This is a genomic window from Brevundimonas sp. (assembly GCF_003248455.1).
Lineage (GTDB): Bacteria > Pseudomonadota > Alphaproteobacteria > Caulobacterales > Caulobacteraceae > Brevundimonas.
Genome location: NZ_QFNM01000003.1, coordinates 1 through 18,243, shown reverse-complemented (window position 1 = coordinate 18,243; position 18,243 = coordinate 1). Strand labels below are relative to the sequence as shown.

The following is an 18,243-nucleotide window of genomic DNA, read 5'->3' as shown; positions in this document are numbered from 1 at the left end:
CCGGGTGTGCGGGCGGAGCGGCGTGAACGGGTAAGCGATCGTCCGTCTGTTGTGAGCGGGATTTGCGGGGTCGGTGTGGTGATCCCTTTGGGTTTGGATTTGGTGAGATGAGAAACAATCCAGAAAACTTCATCGAAAGAGAACAGGGCGAACCACTCGCCCTGCACCTCTATCGAAACGCCGATGTGATCGGCTGCGATGTCAGCCAACGCCGACGCCTGCGCCATGCCGCAGCCCTCTGCGTTCGTGGCCACCAGGCGCCGCACAGCGCCACGGTCGAGGGCCGCCAGGATCGTATCGATGCAGGCCGCATCGCCGACGCCGTGAACCGCGAACTGCGGGCCGGGATGGATGAGATCATTGATCAGGCCCATGCCGTCGGCGAGGACGTGGCCACCTACAACGACGCTGGTGCGCTGCGGCTTGGATCGCGTGACGGCTTGTGGTCCGCCCAGCAGGCGGAGGACATCAACGACGATCAGGCCGCCACGGGTCTGGCCTATCGCCTGCTGTTCGAAACCGTTGGCGCGTCGCAGCTGGGATCGCAGCTGGGACGGGTGAATGAGGCGTCGATTAAGGCGTCGTCATCGGACGGGGCTGCGGCCCGTGGCCTGTTCCGCGCCTATGCCGGTGTGCGATTGACCACGGCCGAGGCCCTGGTGTTGAAGGCCGACCCGACCCAGCGGGCGCTGCGGGTGCTGCGGGCTGTCGCTGGCGAGGGTCGGACGCTGCGTTCCCTCGGGGCCGGGAGCAACCCCCGCAAAGCCAACGCGGCCGCCCTTGTGGTCGCGCTGGATGCGGCCCGGCCGGTGCTTATCGTCGAACGCAAGCCCCGACCCACTTGCGAATCGGGCACGGATTGAGGCATTAAAGGGATGCGCTCAATGTTGCGCCCTTGACCCGCCAGCCCTTCCGGCTCGGCGGGTTTTTCGTGCCCGATCAATGACTTAGGGTCGGGGTCGCGGGTCCTCCCCAGGGCCACCCCTATGCGGTGGGGCTGAGCGCAATCATTCAGCAGCCTGGGCCACTTTCGAAAGCCTAAAACTCAAGCCCACCCTAAAGGACGGAGGTTTAGCTTTGACCGACGCTCAAGGGGCGGCCGCCGAAACCGTCTCTAAGGGCGAGTTCGCGGCGCTTTGCGGAGTTTCGCCGGGGCGCGTGTCCCAGTGGATCTCGGAAGGAAAAATGACCGAGGAGGCGCTGGACGGCGTCGGGCCGCGCGCCAGGGTCCGAGTCGACATCGCCCAGGCCCAGCTGCGATCCCGGATCGATATCGGGCAGCGGTTCGGCAACGGACTGAAGACCCGGCTGCGAGCGCCGCTCGCGCGGCACGCCAACGAACCCGCCGGGGCAACGCAGGCTCCGATGGCGCCGCTGGTCGATACGGTCGAAGAGCAAATCAAGCGCGAAAAGCTGCGCGAGATCGAGTTCAAAAACCGGGAGGCCCTGAAAAAGGAACTGGCCAGCCGGGGCGAGTATTGCCGCACGATCGACGTCCGCGTTGGGTACGACCAGGTCGCCTTGGGCATGGTCAACGTGTTCGAGGGCGCGCTGACCGATTTCGCTCAAGCCATTGCCGCCCGTTTCGAGGTCCCGCAGCGCGACGTGCTGCATCTGCTGCGCGGCGAGTTCCGCAAGGTCCGCGCCAGTGCGGCGCAGGCGGCACGGCGGGCCGGGTCGGAGTTGCCGGCGGCGATCGAGGACGACGCCAGCGCCTCGGCCGAGGCGGCGTGATGAACATTCATGTCGCCAACACGGCGGCGCTGGCCTGGACGGCGATGGGCGACGCCTTGGAGCCGCCGCCGGTCATCGACTACTTGGCGTTCGCGGAAGAGAACATCGTGTTCTCCAAGCGGGAAAGCCCCCTGCCCGGTCCCTACAGCCGGGCGCAGTTTCCACTGTTCGACGCAATCTTGGGCGCATTCGGCCCCGACGACCCCTGCCGGATCGTCAGCCTGTCCAAGTCGGCCCAAGTCGGCGGAACGGTCCTGGCTAACATCTTCACGCTGGGATCGATGATCCTGGACACGGGCGATTTCCTCTACATCCACCCGACCGAAGAGAACGGGTCGCGCTGGTCGAAGATGAAGCTGTCCCCGATGATCCGGGGGCTGGCGGCGGCGCGGCGGTTGTTTCCAGAGAAGTCGCGCGACGGCGCAAACTCGGTCCTGTTCAAGGAACGGATCGACCGCAAGGGCGCCATCCAGATCGCCGGGGCCAACTCCCCGGCCGGGCTGTCGCAGGTGTCCATGCCCCGCCAGGTGCAGGACGATCTGGCCAAGTGGGAGATGAACTCGGCTGGCGATCCCGAGACGCAGGGCGACACTCGGTCCTGGGGCTTCGAGTTCGCCAAGATCTTCAAGGTCTCGACGCCTCTGGTGATGCCGGGGTGCCGGATCACGAAGAACCTGGAGGCGGGGAGCCAGGAATATCCCGAGGTGCCCTGCCCTCACTGTGACGCCTATCAGGTTCTGGAATGGGCCAATATGCTGGCCCAGCTGGACGAGGCCGCGCCGGAGAAGGCGCACTTCACCTGCGTCGAGTGCGGCTGCGAGATTCACGAGCATCACCGCGCCGCCATGGTGGCGCGTGTTCGCTGGGTAGCGCGACGGCCGCACATGATGCGCCAGCACCGGTCGTTCTGGCTGTGGTGCGCCTATTTTCCGCTTCAGAGCTGGGAAGGCATCGCGCGCCGCTGGTTCGCCGCCAAGGGCGACGCCGCTGGCGAACAGGTGTTCATGAACGACGTCGCCGGCCTGCCGTATCGGTCGGCCGACGAAGCCGTGGATTGGGAGGTCCTGCGGGACCGGGCATCCGAAAGCGACTATGTGCGCGGCCGGATACCGGCCGGCGGGCTGCTGGTCACCGTGGGGGTGGACTGCCAGGGCGACCGGGTCGAGTGGCAGGTGGTGGCGTTCGGACGGGACTTCCGCCGCTGGATCGTGGATGTGGGCGTATTCCCCGGACACATCAGCGACGCGAAGTGCCAGAAGCTGCTGGACGGCCTGCTGGAGCAGACATGGTTGAACGCTCACAGGCGGCGTCTCGGGGTTGATCTGCTGGCCATAGACGGCAACGCCTGGACCGAGGACGTTTGGAGCTTCGCGAAACGCCACCCTGCGGGGCGCGTCATCATGGTGCGGGGCGCTAACTCAGAGAATGCGCCGCTGCTGGAACGGGTTCGCAAGGAACGGAACCGGGCGGGCAAGCTGCTGAAGTATAGCCGCCGGTTCTACAACTTCGGCACGTCCACGCTGAAGATGGCGCTCTATCGCAACCTGAGCCGCCTGGACCCGCAAGGGCGCGGGTTTATCGGCCTGCCCAAAGGGTTGGATGACGAGTTCTTCCGTCAACTGACGGCCGAGCGGCGCAAGCCGATCAAGCGCCGCGACGGCTTCACCGTGTATCAATGGGTCAAGGACCCCTCGCAGGCGAACGAAGGCCTAGACACACACCTTCAAGCCGAGGCCGCTGCAATCCGCTTGGGGGTCCGCAGCCTGCCGGATCGGACCTGGGATCAGCTAGAGGCCGAGCGGGATTGTCCGCCCGAGACCGGTCAGTTGGACCTGGAAGACCTGATGATGGCGACGACTTCCGCCGACGCGAGCGCCGCTCGCACCGCCGAGGAAGCACCGGCCAATCCGCCTACTCAACCCAGCACCGAGGCTGGGATCAGCGGCGGCGACGACAACGACTGGATCGGCATAGGCGCCGGAGAGGACTGGATCGCATGACCGACTATTCGGCCGAGATCGCGGCCCTCTACGCCGCCCTAGCCAATGACACGCTGCGTGTGAAGGTCGGTGACAAGGACACAACCTTCCACACGGCGGAAGAGATCGAGAAGCGTATCGCGATCCTGACACGGGCGCAGGCGGCGTCGGGCGTCACCGGTCTGCGTCGATATGGCGCCACGGTCGCCACCTTCGGAGACGACTGATGTTTGATCGTCTAATCTCCGCCGTCTCGCCGCGCCTTGGCTACCAGCGGGAAGCCTACCGGGTCGGCCTAGATGATCTGCGTCGTCAGAGGTCCTATGCCGCAGGCGACCGAGGCCGGTTGAACCGCGATTGGCGCGGCGATGCCCGGTCGCCGGACGCCGCCATTTCGGGCGATCTGGGTCTGATGCGCGGGCGGCAACGCCGGATGGTCCGCAGCAATCCGCTGCTGGCGGCGCTGAAGCGGAACCTGATCGTCGGCCTGATCGGCGACGGGATCACGGTTCGGGTGCTGCACGACGATCCGGCCGTTCGGGAGAGGGCTCAACGTCGTTGGGATGAGTTTTGCGCCCGACCGCTGGATGGTCGAGACGATTTCTACGGAATCCAGCGCCAGGCCGCGTCGGGTCTGATCGACGCCGACTGCCTGCTGGTTTGGATGCCGGAGGACGGCAAGCCCGATCAGCGCGTCATGGTCATCTCGGGCGACTATCTGGATCACACCCTGACCCAGACCCTGAATGGCGGGGCCAAGATCGTCATGGGCGTCGAGTTCGACCGCAGCAACCGCGTCGTCGCCTATCACATCTGGGAGGATCATCCCGGCGACCTGATCATGGCCAATGCAGGCAAGCGCCGCCGGGTCGATGCCCGCGATGTGGACCTGGTCTATGAACGGCTGGAGCCGGGCATGACACGCGGCGTGCCTTTGATGCACGCCAGTCTCGAGACCGAACACGAACGGTCGGAGACAAAGCGCGCCATCCGCGTCAAGAAGCGGATCGAGGCCTGTCTGGCCCTGTTCCGCCGACCCGGCGATGGCGGCGAAGCGTTTGCGTGGGGCGAGCAGGAAAAGCGCGCCAGCGGCCAGTATCAGGAGCAGCTGCGCCCCGGCATGATCATCTACGGTCAGCCGGGCGAAGAGGCGCCCACGGCCATCGCTCCGTCGTCGTCTGGCGATGGTGATGGATTCCTGCGCACGGAGGCCATGCAGGTCTGCGCCGGGATCGGCGTCCCCTACCATCTGGGAACCGGCGACTACAGCCAGTCGAACTTCACCAGCATGCGCAGCGAAAACATCGCCTATCACGCGCGGCTCGACGACTGGACCCAGCACACTCTGGACCCGTCGTTCATCGGGCCGGCGTTCCGGCGCGTGATGCGACTGGGCGTGCTGGAGGGCGACGCGGAACTGGCCAAGGTTCGATACGAAGTCCTGGCGCCGCCGCGCGCCCTGACCGATCCGTTGAAAGAGATCATGGCCAAGGTGATCGAGGCCCGCGCCATCCCTGGCGCCATGGCGCGCCTCTTGTCGGCCTACGGTCTGGACATGGAGGGGGCCATGAAGGCCCAAGCCGAGATCAACGCCCTGATCGACAAGTATGGCATCGCCATCGACACCGATCCCCGACGCGTGAATGGCAGCGGATCGCTGCAACCGGCGGCCGGATATCTGAGACCCAAGGGCGACGGCGACCAAGCCCTTCGCTCACTGTTGAGCCAAGCCCTCGGCCTGATCGAGGACTGAGAGGAACCCGACATGCACAATGTTCTCGCATCCCGCGTCGGCGGGCCGCGCACCCTTGTCCGCGACGAACCCGTACCGATCCAGGAACGTCGCGGTGGCGCGCCAGCCGCCCAGCAAAGCCGCTACGTTGCCTTCACGGGCGGCAGCTACAACGCCGAAACCCGCACGGTCGAGGCCGTCTTGGCAACCGGCGCGCGGGTTAAGCGGCTGTGGTGGTCCGAGGAACTGGACATGGGCGCCGGGGCGATCGACCTCGCCCGCGTCAACCAGAACCAGGTGCGCTTCCTGTTCAACCATAACTCGAACGACGTCATCGGCGTCGTCGAGCGGATTTGGATGGAAGGCGCCGCCTTGTGCGCCGTCATCCGGTTCGCCGATACGCCGCGCGGCCGCGAGTTCGCGGGCATGGTCCAGCGCAGCGAACTGACCGGGATCTCCATTGGCTACCAGGTTCGCAACTGGAAGCTGGTCGAGGTCCTTGAGAACGACCACGAAATCTGGCGGGCCACGGAATGGGAGCTTCTGGAAGCCTCCCTCGTCTCCGTGCCAGCCGATCCGAACGCCGGGGTTCGGTCCCTAAACCCCGGCAATCCCAGCGGTTCCGCCGCTCCCCAACCTTCCGAGGATGACATGAGACGATCCCTTATGGCGGGCGGCATGCTGGCCGCCTTCGGCGCAGCGCGCGCCCTGTTCCAACCCAACACCGATCAGGGTGGCGGTGCGCCCGCCGCCCCTGCTGCACCCACGCCTCCGGCGCCGCCGGAAACTCGGGCGGCTCCCACCCCGCCGGCGCCCGCAGCCCCGGTCGCTCCCGCCGCGCAGGCCGCCCCCGAGGCCGCCCGCAGCCTGTCGCCTGCCGAAATGCTCCAGCTTCAGGACCAGGCCCGCAGCCTGGGCGTCGAGAGCAATGTTCGCGCCGCCTTTGAAGCGACGGGCGCGGACTATGGGTCGGTCTCGCGCGCCATCCTTGAGGCCGCCGCCGCGCGTCAGGCCGCCAATACCCATAACCTGCCGACCGGCGGGTCGCGCGCCTCGATCGTGACCGACGAAGTCGACACGCAGCGTAGCGGCATTCGCGCCGCCATCCTGCACGGCCTGCGCACCGGGAACGGCGGTCAGGCCGAACTGCCGGCCGAGGCCCAGCCGTATGCGCGGCATAATCTGTCGGACCTTGCCATGGTCTGCTTGGGCGAGCGTACCGCGCCCCGATCGACGGCCGAGCGTATCGAACTGTATGAGCGGGCGTTCCACACCACGTCGGACTTCCCGATCCTGCTTTCCGGCGCTCTCAACCAGCGCTTGGCTGAACAGTACCGGGTCGCCCAGCCCATCTATCGCAGCATCGCACAGCAAATGACCTTCGTGGACTTCCGTCCGCACGAAGTGCTGCGTCCGGGAGACTTCCCGACCTTGAAGCCGGTCAATGAAGCCGGCGAGATCAAGTTCGGCACCTTCGGCGAGGGTCGCGAGCGCGTTGCGGTCGGCGCCTATGGCATCCAGTTCGGTCTGTCGCGTCAGCTGATGATCAACGACCACATCGGCGCCATCGACCGCGTGCTGGCCAGCCAGGGCAATATGATCGCCCTGTTCGAAGAGTTGACCTTCTTCGCCATGAAGGCCGTCAACTCGGGCGATGGTCCGAACCTGCTGGAAGACGGCAAATCCGTCTTCCACGCTGACCACAACAACAAGGCCGGAACGGGCACGGCGATCACCGAAGCCGCACTGTCCGCCGGTCGCGCGGCGATCCGCAAGCAGAAGACGCCGGCAGGCGCGGTCATGGGTACGCCGCCCTCGATCCTGCTGGTGTCGCCTGACAAGGAAACCGAGGCCGACAAGGCGGTCGCCGCCCGCCCCAACGGTGAGTACAACCCGTTTGAAGGCAAGCTGCGGACCGTCGTGGCGGGTCAGCTGACGGGCAACAGCTGGGAACTGTACGCCGACCAGGCGTTCGGGGCGAACTGGACCTGGGGCCTGCTGGACGGATTCACCGCTCCGCGTCTGCGGGTCGAGAACGTGTTCGGTCAGCAGGGCGTCAAGATCTCGCTGGAGCATGACTTCGGCTGTGGCGCCCAGGACTTCCGCTTCGGTTACCGCAACGCGGGTAACTGATCCCATCCCTCCCGGCCTGACGGGGCCGCGTCCACGGATGCGGCCCCGTCCCTTTTCGTCGCCCGGCCAGCGGCGTTCTGAAGGATCATCATCATGTCCAAGAACTACGAACAGCACGGCGACACCCTGGACTGCATCGCCCCGGCGGGCGGCGTCGTCTCGGGCAAGCCGGTCAAGATCGGCACTCAGGTCGTGGTGCCGCAGGTGTCGGCCCCCGAAGGCGCCGTTTTCGCCGCCAAGACGACCGGCGTCTGGAACGTCGCCGCCGCCACCGGCCAGGCCTGGGGCGCCCTGGTCACCGTGTATTGGGATGACACCGCCAAGGTGTTCACCACCACGGCGACCAGCAACACGAAGTGCGGTCACAGCGGACCGCTGGGCAAGGCCTCGGGGGACGCCGTGTCCCTGGTCAAGCTGATCCCGACCGTCCAATGACGATGGCGGACCGCGAGGCGCGGATGCTGGACGCCATCTACCGGGTCTATGGGCTGCAAGCCCTCTGGACGCCGGCAGCTGCGGGTCCGGTCACCACGCCCGTGGTCCGTTATCAGACCCAAGATGACGTCGCCGGGCTTGGCCAGAGCGAAATTCTGATGCGTTCCGAGGTGCTGTTCTGGCGCGCGTCGGATGAGCAGAGACCTACCGACCCTGGACAAGGTGATCTGGTCGAGGTGACACGCCCGAGCGGAGCCTTGTTCTCCTACCGCGTCCTGTCCGATCCGAGGCTGGAGCCCGAAGGCTTGGAGTGGCGCTGCGTCGTGCAGCTGCTGACGGTCTGATGCGGCATTCCGTCGGCGGCCGCGACAGTCTGGATGGGCTTGAGCGCGGCCTGGAAGACGAGATCGCCGGTTTCATGACCGCCGCCATCAAGGATGGTGCGGAGGAACTGAAGGAAGATTGGCGCGACGCGATATTGGACGCCGGTCTGGGCCAGAAGTTGGCCCTGACCATCCGAAATGAGGTCTATCCCCGCGCCCAGACCAGTCTGGACGCGGCGGCGCTGATCTGGACCAAGGCGCCGGGCATTATCGAAAGCTACGGGCTGGGGGCCACCATCCGGCCTGCGAACGGCGGCCGCTATTTGTGGATTCCCACGGACGAAGTGCCGAAGAAGCGCAACGGCCGCGCTCTCGATCCCCGAGAGGTCGAGGCCAGGTTCGGTCGGAAGATGGTAGTGATCAATCCCGGTCACTGGCGCACGAAGACCACCACGACCGCCATGAAGCGCGGCGTAGCTTACGCGGGCTTCGACGGCCTGGTGATCCGCAAGTCCAGCGGTCGGTGGCGCAATGCCACGCCCAACCAGCTGAATAAGGACCATAGGTCCTATCGCGAGACCACGCGCCAGTTCGTCATCATGTTCACCCTCGTGCCGATGGTGAAGAAGAAGAAGCTGCTGGATCTCGACGCGATCCGCGCGGCGTCGGAGGCGCGCTTCCCCAATCTGCTGAACAAGCACTGGAGGTAGGATGGCCCGTCACGGCGAAATGGTGGTGCAGGCCGTGGTCGCCATGGCTGTAGCGGCCCTGCCAGCCTCCAAGCCTGAGCGCGGCGCGCCATGGCCGGAGCGCGTCGGCAGCGGCGGAAAGGTAATCGTTCAGGACGGCGAGCCCGGCGAACCGGAGGAATGTTTCTCTCCCCACGCCTTCACTTACCGGCACACCATCCCGATCGAGGTTTTCGCCCCAGAGGGGGCCGTGGACCGCTTCGCGGCGCTGGACGCGATGCTGACCGCCCTGTCCGAGACCCACACCCAAGACATCAGTCTTGGCGGCCTTTGCATGTGGTCCGAGATCGACGCTCCGTCGCCGGACGACATCGCCTCTGCTTCGGCTGGGCCGGTCAGGGCGGCGATCCTGACCTTGACGGCTGAGTACACCACAACCCGTCGCCTGGGCTGACCCAGCGACCCCTTTTCATGGAGAACTGATATGGCTGGTGGTCGCGCTCGCGGCGCCAATGCGCGCTTCCTGTTGGGCATGGAGGCGTCCTATGGGGCGCTGCTGTCCGTTCTGTCCTGGTTCCAAGTTCCGTTCGTCAGCGCCAATATCGGCGACGAACAGGGTCTGGTCGAAAGCGACGTTCTGGGCTTCGGCCGCATGCCGCAGAAACCCGGCCGCGATGCGGTCAACAACGCCGGTGACGTCGTCGTGCCGCTGTGCGCCCGCAACATCGGTCTTTGGTACACCCTGCTGTTCGGCGCGCCATCCACTGCGGCGGGTGTCGCGGCGACGGGCGACCTGACCTTCTCGGCCCAGCCCGCGAATAACGGGACGATCACCGTCGGCGGTCAGGTGTTCACCTTCACCACGGGCGCGGCCGGCGCGAACCAGATCAAGATCGGGCCGACGTTGAAGGCGACCATTGCGAACGCCGTGCGGGCGCTGAACGCCAGTGCGGTTCCCGGCGTCGCTGCGGCTTCCTACTGGGGGGATGACGCCGCTCGGAAAATCTATGTGCTGCACGATGCTGTCGGCGTCGTCGGTAACAGCTTCGCCCTGGCCGCCAGTTCTGCGGCCGTGACGGCGTCCGGCGCGACCCTGACGGGCGGCGCCGCGACGGGCGGCTATCGCCACACCTGGAAGGTGGACGCCACGTCCCTGACGACGCCTTCCGCGACGGCCGAGGTCGGCATGCCTGAAGTGCCGAGCTTCACGCAAAACTACGGACTGAAGGCCAACACCTACGGGGTGCCGCTTCAGCGCAGCGGCAACTTGAACGCCACCATCGGCGCCATCGCCCAAGGCGAGACGCCGGTGGCGGCGGAGACGATCAAGGCCGATCCGACCGTCTTGGTGATGCGCAAGTTCTCGGCCTTCTCGGGCACGGCCCGTCGCAACGGCATGCCGTTCGGGCCGTCCCTGGTCAGCGGTCAGTTCAACTATTCGAACGGCGCGGACCCGGTGCCGACGGTTGGGCGCGGCGACGGCCGGATCGGCGGGGTGGATGAAGGCATGGCTGGCGTGACCGGCTCGGTCGGCATCCGCTACGATTCAACGGACATGCAGACCCAGGCCGAGAACGGAGAGGCCTGCGAACTGGCGTTCAGCTGGGCTATCCCCGGCTCGACCTTTGCGCTGCGCCACATCGCGCACGCCGTCTATCTGCCGAAGGCCAAACGTCCGATCACGGGGCCGGGCGCCATCCAGGCCGACTACAACTGGCAGGGCGCGCAGGACCCCGCGACCGGCCGCCTGGTCACCTTCGTTCTGGACAACGACGTCGCCGAATACGTCGTCCCGGCGGCCGCCTGATGTTCCAGATCGCGGCGTCGATCCCGCCGAAATGGATCGACCTGGCCCCCGGCATCCGGGGGCTGTTCCGCCACGGCCCGTCGGAAGCCATCGTATCGGCTCGGCGCCACCTGCGCATGGTGATGGAGCAGGACGATCGGAGCGATCCGGAGTTCGCCTTCGTCACCGGCTGCGTCATCTGGGGTCTTGTGGAATGGGAGGGCGTCGGCGCCGCAGACGGGGACGGGGTCGCGGATCTTACGGCCGACAATATCGTCGCCCTGCTGCGTCAGCGTCCCGATGTCTATGACAAGCTGGACCGAACCTACGTCCAGTCGATCGTGGACGCCGCCGCCGAAAAAAAAGGATCGGGGCGCTCGCCGACTGGCACTTCGACGGAGGTCCCGCCTTTTGCGACGCCTGCGGCGACTGCGCCGAATGCCCCTATCGCGAAAACGAGCCGCGCAGCGCGGCCGGCCAAAAGGTCTGGTCGATCGTCGAAAGCTGCGCCGGCCAACTGAGGGTCGGCATGAACGGGGTGATCGGGCTGGATTATCCGGCCTGGATCGCCTTTGCCGGATTGACTCCGATGGATGCGGCCACGGCCGACCTGTTGTCAGCCTGCCTTCCTGAGATCGAGGGCGCGGTGCTGAAGGGCTTGCGCAAGGAGAGTGACGAATGACGACGCGCCAGATCGCCTATCGCCTGAAGGCTGAGGGTAAGACCGAACTGCGACGCGACCAGCAGGAGGTGGCGCAGGGCTTCAAGGAAACCTACGCCGCCGCCGAACAGGGCGCGGCGCAGGCGACGGCAGCGGCCGATCGGCTGGAGAAGAAGTATCGCGCCATGGCGCAGGCGGCGCAGGATTCGGCGCAGGCGCAGCGATCCCAGTTCGCCGTCAACGCCGGCTACGCGCCGGGCCTGAACCGGGACGCCCGTGGCTCGGCGGCAGCCTCCGCCAGCGTGTTCATGCAGGACGACACCGACCTGCGCAGGGTCGAAGCGCTGCGGGCGTCGATCGACCCCCTGACGGCCGCCCAGAACAAGCTGAACCATGAACTCAAGGAATATCAGACCCTCGCCAACGCCGGGAAGATCACGACCGGCGAACTGGCGCAGTTGCAGGGTCAGGCGCGGGTCCGGTTCGACGAGACGACAGCGGCCATCGCCCGCAACGAAAAAGGCCTGACCCGATTGGCGTTGGCGTCTCGACTGAACCTTACCCGTCAGGCCTCCGACGTGTTCGTGACCGCCGCCATGGGCATGAACCCCGCCATGATCGCGATTCAGCAGGGGCCGCAGATTCTGGACGCCCTGGCGACCAGCGGGTTCAAGGCGAGCGCTTCAATGATCGCCATCGGCGCTGGGCTTTCGGTCGCAGCAGCTGGCGTCATCCTTTTGGGGGCAGCTTGGGTCAAAGGCGAACAGGCTGCGGCCGAGTACGAAAGCGCCGCCACGGGCATCGGCCGGACTGCGGGACTAACCGCTGGCCAGCTGAGAGACCTGAGCGTCGCCGCTGCTGACAACGGTGAGATTTCGCGCAAGGCGGCCCGCGAAATGGCCACGGAATACTTGGCGACCGGCGCGGTAGGTAAGGAGGTTTTGGGTGGCCTGATCTCGATGACGCGAGATTATGCGTCGTTCACCGGCGTCGATGCTGAGCAAGCGACAAAAAACCTGGCAAAGGCCATGGAGGACCCGAAGAAGGCCGCGCATGCCATGACCGAGCAGTTCGGGCTGCTCGACCAAGCGCAACTGCGCGATATCGACAACATGATTGAGCAGGGAAACCTGCGCGGCGCTCAGATCATGTTGATGAACGAACTGACAAGCGCGGTGTCCGGCCATGCTGACCGCGCTCGGGAGATCACGGACGTCTGGAACGACATCGGGCGATCCATCTCCAATGCGATCGATATGCTGGACGAGTTCCTGCACACGACGCAGGATGAGCGCATCCAAAATCTTCGAACCCTAGTTGGCGCGGCGGCGACGCCAATGGCGCGGCGCCGCTTTGAAAGCCAGCTGTGGGTCGAAGAGCGCCAAAAGGGCATCCGCGAGATGCTGGACGCCGGTGTGGCCTCGGAAGCGGCCGCAAACCAGCAGGCCGAGCGAGATCGTGTCGCTCGGGAGGCTCGCGAGAAAAAGGGGGCGGCGGCCGCACGGTCAGCCCGTGCCGCCGCCGCACGCGAGGCTCGCGAGGCTGAGCGGGAGCGAAAGGAAGCGCTTCAACGGAGCCGCCGCGAGGAAGACCGCGTCAGCACCCTTGACCTGGAGGTGGCGCGCGCCCGTCAGGACTATCCGGAAGTTCAGCGGATCGAGGATGCGAACGCCGCTCGCATGCGTGAACGCCAGTTGATCGACGATGGCACGGCCGCCGAGGCGGCGCGGACGAAAGCGCTTGAGGAGCAACAGCGTTTGATCGACGCCCGCGCTGACCAACAAACCCGAGAGATTCGGGACATGGGTCAGCAGCGCGATATCGAGATCATGCGTCTGGCCGGTGAGGATCGGTTTGTCCAATCGCGGGAGCGGGCGCTGGATATCGCCGCCCGCATCCTGGCTTACGAAAAGAAGGGCCTAGACACAGCGACTGCGCGCAACCTGGTAGAGTCAGAAATCAAAGACTACGACGAGGCGCGGGCTCAAGCGCTTGAGCGCAGCGCGAAGGCTCGCGAACGGGAATGGAAAGCCGTCTTGGCTCAGGCCTCGGGCGACCGTGGTGCGATGCGGGATTTGAATCGCGAGAGTTGGATTGCGAGCCGAGCTGAAGAGATTGAGAAGAATCCTCTGAACCCGCTAAATTCTGGGGAAGGTCGAGAGCAGGCCGCTGCCGAATATGGCCAGCTGATGCGCGCTCAAACGACCGGGGCGTTCCGCGATGGGATCAAGGGCATGATCGCCGACCTACGCAGCGGCGGCATCCGGGACGCCCTAGCCAACCAGTTCGATAACGCGGCGGATCGGCTGCTGAACAAGTTGATCGACGGCTTCCTGGATTTCGACTTCAGCGGCGGGTCTGGAAAGGGCGTCAGCAGCTGGATCTCAAAAGGCGTGGACTTCCTGTTTGGGCGCAACGCCGAGGGCACGGACTTCTGGACCGGAGGGCCGACCTGGGTGGGCGAGCGAGGTCCGGAACTGCTCGATCTGCCGCGCGGGTCGCGGGTCATCGAAAGCGCGAGGTCGATGGATATGGTTCGACGGGCGACCACAGGGACCGCGCAGCCGCTTGTGATCAAGGCGGTCTATGCGCCGTCTCACACGATCAGCGGTGTGGACACCGAACGGTTGGAAGGCCTGCTCGCCCAGGACCGGGCCGAGTTCGAAGGCCGCACGATCGCGACGGTCAACGACGCCATCGCGCGCCGGCAGATCGCCTCGTGAGCAGTCTGGTCTTTCCCATCGCCATGCCCCAGGGCGTGGCGAGCGAGTATTTCGAACCCGAACGGGTGGACGCGATCTCGCCGACGACGGACGGCGCCGTTGGCGGGGTCACGCTGGGCTTCCCTCTGTGGCGGGCGCGCTGGACGCTTGGCCAGTCGATCAGCCGGGCGACTTCGGAAGAATGGCGGGCGTTCGTGGCGGTGCTGCGCGGCCAACAGCGGACCTTCCTGGGTTATGACCAGGGGCGGCGTTATCCGCTATCGGCCCCCGCCGGGTTCGCCGGACTGACGCGGGCGGGCGGTGGCGCTTTCGATGGCTCGGCATCCAGCTGGTCGGTCAACGCCGATCGAGATGAGCCGACGCTCAACGGCTTCCCGCCGGGCTTCGTCGTCAGCGTCGGCGACCTGATCATGTGGCGCTGGGTGACGGGCGGGGTCCAGCGTCGTGCGTTGTGCCGCGCCGTCAGGCCCGCGATCGCCAACGGCTCTGGCGTGGTGACGGTGATTGTCGAGCCGCCGTTGCCGACGCTGACGCCGGGCACGGCGGTCGCGGACATGAAAGAACCGACCTGCGTCATGAAGCAGATCTCGGAAGAGACGAAACTGGGCGAGAAGACCCGGACCCTTCGGATCGGCGGCACAATCGCCGCGATCCAGGTCCTGCTCCCCTAACAAGGACACTCCCATGAAATCGTTCAGCGCAGAGGCGCTGGCCGCCCTGGCCAGCGGCGACGTCATCGTGTCCGGAGCCGTGCAGATCAGCACGGCCGATCCCATCCGCCTTTGGGGCGGTCACGGCGCCCTGGTGATCGACGGCGAGGCCTATCAGGGCGTCGGCAGTCGCGGCCTAGTCTCCGTTTCGGCGGGATCACTGGGCGGCGCGGAGTCGCCGGCGCAGATCACGTTGGACGGCGTCGAATCCGCTCTGCTGCCGGAGTCCGACCTGCGTCAGCTGCGCGGTGCGCCGGTCGTCATCCGCCGCCTTGTGTTTGACGGGTCGGGTTCGCGCCTGCTTCACGCCGCCGTCTATCTGCGCGGGCGGGTCGATCAGGTCCAGATCAGCGAGACGCCGGGCGGCACGGCCAGTCTGACGCTTGTGGTCGAGGGTGCTGCGCGGGGCTTGGGCCGTCGTTCTGAACGGATGCGGACGGATGCCGATCAGCGCCTGATCAATCCGAACGACGGCGGCATGCGGCGCGTCGCCTATGCTGGCGAGAAAGCCATCTACTGGGGCGGCAAGCCGCCACAGACGGCCGGATCGGCGATGGGCGGGACCTTCCCACGCGGCAATCTGCTCATCGCCGCCGCCGCCATGGTCGCCCGATGAGCCGCGACGCCGCCGCCTTGATCGCGTTTCTGGAAAGCCGGGAAGACTGGCGGTTCGGTTACGAAAAAACGCCCAGCACGCACGACTGCGCGCGTGCCATGAGCGACGGCATTAAGGCGCAGACGGGAAAGGCCCCTCTGGATCGCTTCGCCAGCGAATGGAGCACGCGGCGCGGCGCGCTTCGGGTCATCCGTCGCTATGGCGGTCTGGCCGCCGCCGTCGACACGGTCATGACCCGCGTGGATCTGCCGGCGGCCCAGCGCGGCGACGCCGGTCTGACGCGTGACGGCGCCCTGGTCCTGATCGAAGGCGAGACCCTAGTCGGACCAGCTGAAATCGGCTGGCGCCGGCTGCCGCGTGAAGAACTGGCGATCGCCTGGAGTGCCGAGTAATGCCTCAAGTCGTTGCCGTCGCCGCCGCTTGGGTGGCTAAAACGATCACCGTCAAGGCGGTGACCGCGTTCGTCGTCAAGACGGTGCTTCAGGTCGCCGCGACGGTGGCCCTGAGCAAGGCCGCCAAGGCGCTGGGGCTGTCCAAACAGTCGGTCCAGGAACGTCAGGCCAGCGTTACCCAGCTGTCGCTCGGCGAGGTGCCGCGCGAGGCGATCCTTGGCATGGCCTGCACCGGCGGCTCGCTGCTGGACGCGTTCAACTTCGGCGGAAAATACGGGACCGACACGGTCACACGCGTGATCGCTCTGGCGGATCATCTGCTGGATGGGATCGTCGGCTACTACGTGGATGACGTCTTCTACAACTGGACTAACAACGGCGTTCAGCCGGGCTTCAACGGCAAGCTGAGCATCGAGTTCAAGAACGGGTTTGCAGGCGGCAACGTGCCGCCGCTGCATGTGCAGCAGAACGGCGGGTGGACCGCGAACGACGTGCTGGCCGGCGTCGCCCATGTGGTCGTGGATACGCGGTTTGACGAGGCGGTCTGGACCCAAGGGCATCCGCGCCTGAAGTTCGTTGTCCGGGGTCTGCGCGTCTATGATCCTCGCCGCGATCCGGCGCTGGGCTATACCGGACCCGATCCCCAGACCTGGGCGGACACTTCCACGCACACCTTCAGCCGCAACGCCGCCCTGCTGCGCTACGCCTACACGCGCGGAATCTATGCGACGGGCCATCAGGGCGAGCCGCAGCACCTGTTGATCGGGCGCGGTTTGTCGGCGGAGGAAGCGCCGCCCGCGCGGATCATCGCGGCGGCGAACCTTTGTGATGAAGCCGTCGATGGCGAAATCCGCTACACGGCCGACGGCGTAATCGCGGCCAACCAGGCCTTTATCGAAGTCGAGGAACTGTTCGCCGCCGCGATGGCCGGCGTGATCGTGCAGCGCGAAGGCGGCGTCGAGATCGAGCCGGGCCAGGCCAAGGCGGCGGTTGTCACGATCACCGATGGCGATCTGGTCATCGGCAAACCGATCGGCGCGACGCCCTTCCTGCCGGATTCCGACGGCGGACGGATCAACACCATCGTCCCGCGCTATGTCGAACCGACGCAAGGCTGGCTCGATCACGCGGCGCCCGTGATCCGCGATCTGTCGCGCATGGCGCCTGCGCCGATCGGCGACGGCGGGCCGCGCGAGATGACCCTGGCGCTGGCGCTGGTGATCCGGGCGTCACAGGCCAACGGCAATGGTGCGATCGCCCTGCGCAAGGCCGCGCTAGAGCGACGGGCGACGGTGACGCTGCCGCCTCGTTTTGCAGGGCTGGAAGAGGGCGACTGGATCGCCTGGAAGAGCGATCGGCGTCATGGTGGCGCAACCGTTCGCTACCGCATCGTCAGCTTCTCGCTGAACGCCGAATGGCAGAACAGCCTTGTGCTGGAAGAGATCGCATCGTCCGTCTACGGCGTGCCGGACCCGGTCGAGGATCGCACCCTGCCGCCGCCGGCGCCTACGCCGATCGACGCCCTGCAGCTGTTCGGCGTCCAGGCGGAAGCGATCACGCTAGCGGGCGACACGTCCACGCTTCCAGCGGTCCGTTTCAGCTGGGATGTCACGACGGCCGATACGGCGATGACGGCGATCCGCGCCGAAGTTCGCCGCGTCGGCGAAACTGACGCCGCGCCGACCCGCATCGATGATGCCGCCAGAGGTCAGGCGAATGTGACCAACGGCGTCGGCCCCGATCAGGCGCTGGAGTGCCGTCTGGTTCCGATCGGCGATCCCTCGCGGCCGGTCCTGCCGTCCAACTGGATCACCGTTTCGACGTCCACCATCATCGCCGGCGACCTGTCCCCCGAGAGCCCGGTTCGGATCGCGGTGACGGAGATCACCGACCGCCTTCAAGGCGTCGAGCAGGTCAGCGCGGCGAACGCGGCGGCGGTGGCGGACCTTGAAACCGTCTACGGCGACACGGCCAGTTCGGCGGCCAATGCGGCCCAGGTCGCGGCTGACAAGGCGGCGGTGATCCAGGCCAAGGCGGATGCGATCATCGCCAAGGACGGCGCGGTTTCTGCGAGAGCGGACGCGATCCTGGCGAAGGCGGACGCCATTTCGGCCAAGCAGGACTCCGTGGCCGCCTCCGGCGCCAGCGCCACGTCCGCCTCGCAGGCTGGCGGCTTCAAGACGGCGGCCGAGACCGCAGCGGCCGTCTCGACCTCGCAGAAGTTGGAAGCGGTCGCGGCGCTCAACGCGATGGGCCGTCAGAACCTTGTCGCGCGCGAAAACGTCACGAACCCGGCTGACCTCTTCTCCGTCACCACGGGCGGGACCTCC

General features: G+C 66.4%; 18 protein-coding genes. All 18 read left to right on the top strand.

From position 1 onward, the window contains the following. Positions 1-185 precede the first annotated feature (185 nt). Positions 186-863, top strand: coding sequence for a hypothetical protein (locus tag DI624_RS01310; protein ID WP_291535564.1), 678 nt, complete (start codon positions 186-188; stop codon positions 861-863). A 214-nt stretch (positions 864-1,077) separates the two neighbouring features. Continuing rightward, positions 1,078-1,734 carry a hypothetical protein gene (locus tag DI624_RS01305; RefSeq protein WP_291535563.1) on the top strand — a complete coding sequence of 219 codons (657 nt, stop codon included), beginning with the start codon at positions 1,078-1,080 and terminating at the stop codon, positions 1,732-1,734. Beyond that, positions 1,734-3,734: a terminase gpA endonuclease subunit gene (locus DI624_RS01300; RefSeq protein WP_291535562.1), complete on the top strand. Its 2,001-nt coding sequence runs from the start codon at positions 1,734-1,736 to the stop codon at positions 3,732-3,734. Before DI624_RS01305 ends, DI624_RS01300 begins: the two co-directional genes overlap by 1 nt. Continuing rightward, the gene (locus DI624_RS01295) at positions 3,731-3,940 is read left to right on the top strand and encodes a hypothetical protein (protein ID WP_219353323.1); all 210 of its coding nucleotides are present in this window, start codon (positions 3,731-3,733) and stop codon (positions 3,938-3,940) included. The genes DI624_RS01300 and DI624_RS01295 overlap by 4 nt, the downstream gene beginning before the upstream one ends. Beyond that, positions 3,940-5,466 (top strand): phage portal protein, encoded by a 1,527-nt coding sequence (locus DI624_RS01290; protein ID WP_291535561.1) that lies wholly within the window; start codon positions 3,940-3,942, stop codon positions 5,464-5,466. Before DI624_RS01295 ends, DI624_RS01290 begins: the two co-directional genes overlap by 1 nt. 12 nt (positions 5,467-5,478) lie before the next feature. After that, positions 5,479-7,578, top strand: coding sequence for an HK97 family phage prohead protease (locus DI624_RS01285; RefSeq protein WP_291535560.1), 2,100 nt, complete (start codon positions 5,479-5,481; stop codon positions 7,576-7,578). A gap of 93 nt (positions 7,579-7,671) precedes the next feature. Then, complete coding sequence (locus tag DI624_RS01280) at positions 7,672-8,013, top strand: DUF2190 family protein (RefSeq protein WP_291535559.1); 342 nt, start codon at positions 7,672-7,674, stop codon at positions 8,011-8,013. Beyond that, a complete protein-coding gene (locus DI624_RS01275; protein WP_291535558.1) occupies positions 8,010-8,357 on the top strand; it encodes a hypothetical protein in 348 nt (115 codons plus the stop codon). The genes DI624_RS01280 and DI624_RS01275 overlap by 4 nt, the downstream gene beginning before the upstream one ends. Beyond that, positions 8,357-9,046: a DUF6441 family protein gene (locus DI624_RS01270; protein WP_291535557.1), complete on the top strand. Its 690-nt coding sequence runs from the start codon at positions 8,357-8,359 to the stop codon at positions 9,044-9,046. The genes DI624_RS01275 and DI624_RS01270 overlap by 1 nt, the downstream gene beginning before the upstream one ends. Position 9,047: 1 nt before the next feature. After that, positions 9,048-9,479, top strand: a complete 432-nt coding sequence (locus DI624_RS01265; RefSeq protein WP_291535556.1) for a hypothetical protein — start codon at positions 9,048-9,050, stop codon at positions 9,477-9,479. Between the two features lie 30 nt (positions 9,480-9,509). Beyond that, on the top strand, positions 9,510-10,832 hold the full coding sequence (locus DI624_RS01260; protein WP_291535555.1) for a phage tail tube protein: 1,323 nt from the start codon (positions 9,510-9,512) through the stop codon (positions 10,830-10,832). After that, a complete protein-coding gene (locus DI624_RS01255; RefSeq protein WP_291535554.1) occupies positions 10,832-11,332 on the top strand; it encodes a hypothetical protein in 501 nt (166 codons plus the stop codon). Before DI624_RS01260 ends, DI624_RS01255 begins: the two co-directional genes overlap by 1 nt. Before the next feature lie 8 nt (positions 11,333-11,340). Beyond that, a complete protein-coding gene (locus DI624_RS01250) occupies positions 11,341-11,493 on the top strand; it encodes a hypothetical protein (RefSeq protein ID WP_230307519.1) in 153 nt (50 codons plus the stop codon). After that, complete coding sequence (locus DI624_RS01245) at positions 11,490-14,195, top strand: phage tail length tape measure family protein (RefSeq protein WP_291535553.1); 2,706 nt, start codon at positions 11,490-11,492, stop codon at positions 14,193-14,195. The genes DI624_RS01250 and DI624_RS01245 overlap by 4 nt, the downstream gene beginning before the upstream one ends. Continuing rightward, positions 14,192-14,866 carry a hypothetical protein gene (locus DI624_RS01240; protein WP_291535552.1) on the top strand — a complete coding sequence of 225 codons (675 nt, stop codon included), beginning with the start codon at positions 14,192-14,194 and terminating at the stop codon, positions 14,864-14,866. Before DI624_RS01245 ends, DI624_RS01240 begins: the two co-directional genes overlap by 4 nt. 13 nt (positions 14,867-14,879) lie before the next feature. Then, positions 14,880-15,521: a hypothetical protein gene (locus DI624_RS01235; RefSeq protein ID WP_291535551.1), complete on the top strand. Its 642-nt coding sequence runs from the start codon at positions 14,880-14,882 to the stop codon at positions 15,519-15,521. A 98-nt stretch (positions 15,522-15,619) separates the two neighbouring features. After that, the gene (locus tag DI624_RS01230; protein ID WP_291535550.1) at positions 15,620-15,913 is read left to right on the top strand and encodes a hypothetical protein; all 294 of its coding nucleotides are present in this window, start codon (positions 15,620-15,622) and stop codon (positions 15,911-15,913) included. Then, positions 15,913-18,243: hypothetical protein (locus DI624_RS01225; RefSeq protein WP_291535549.1), on the top strand; the 2,331-nt coding region annotated here is incomplete at its 3' end. The genes DI624_RS01230 and DI624_RS01225, both read left to right, overlap by 1 nt.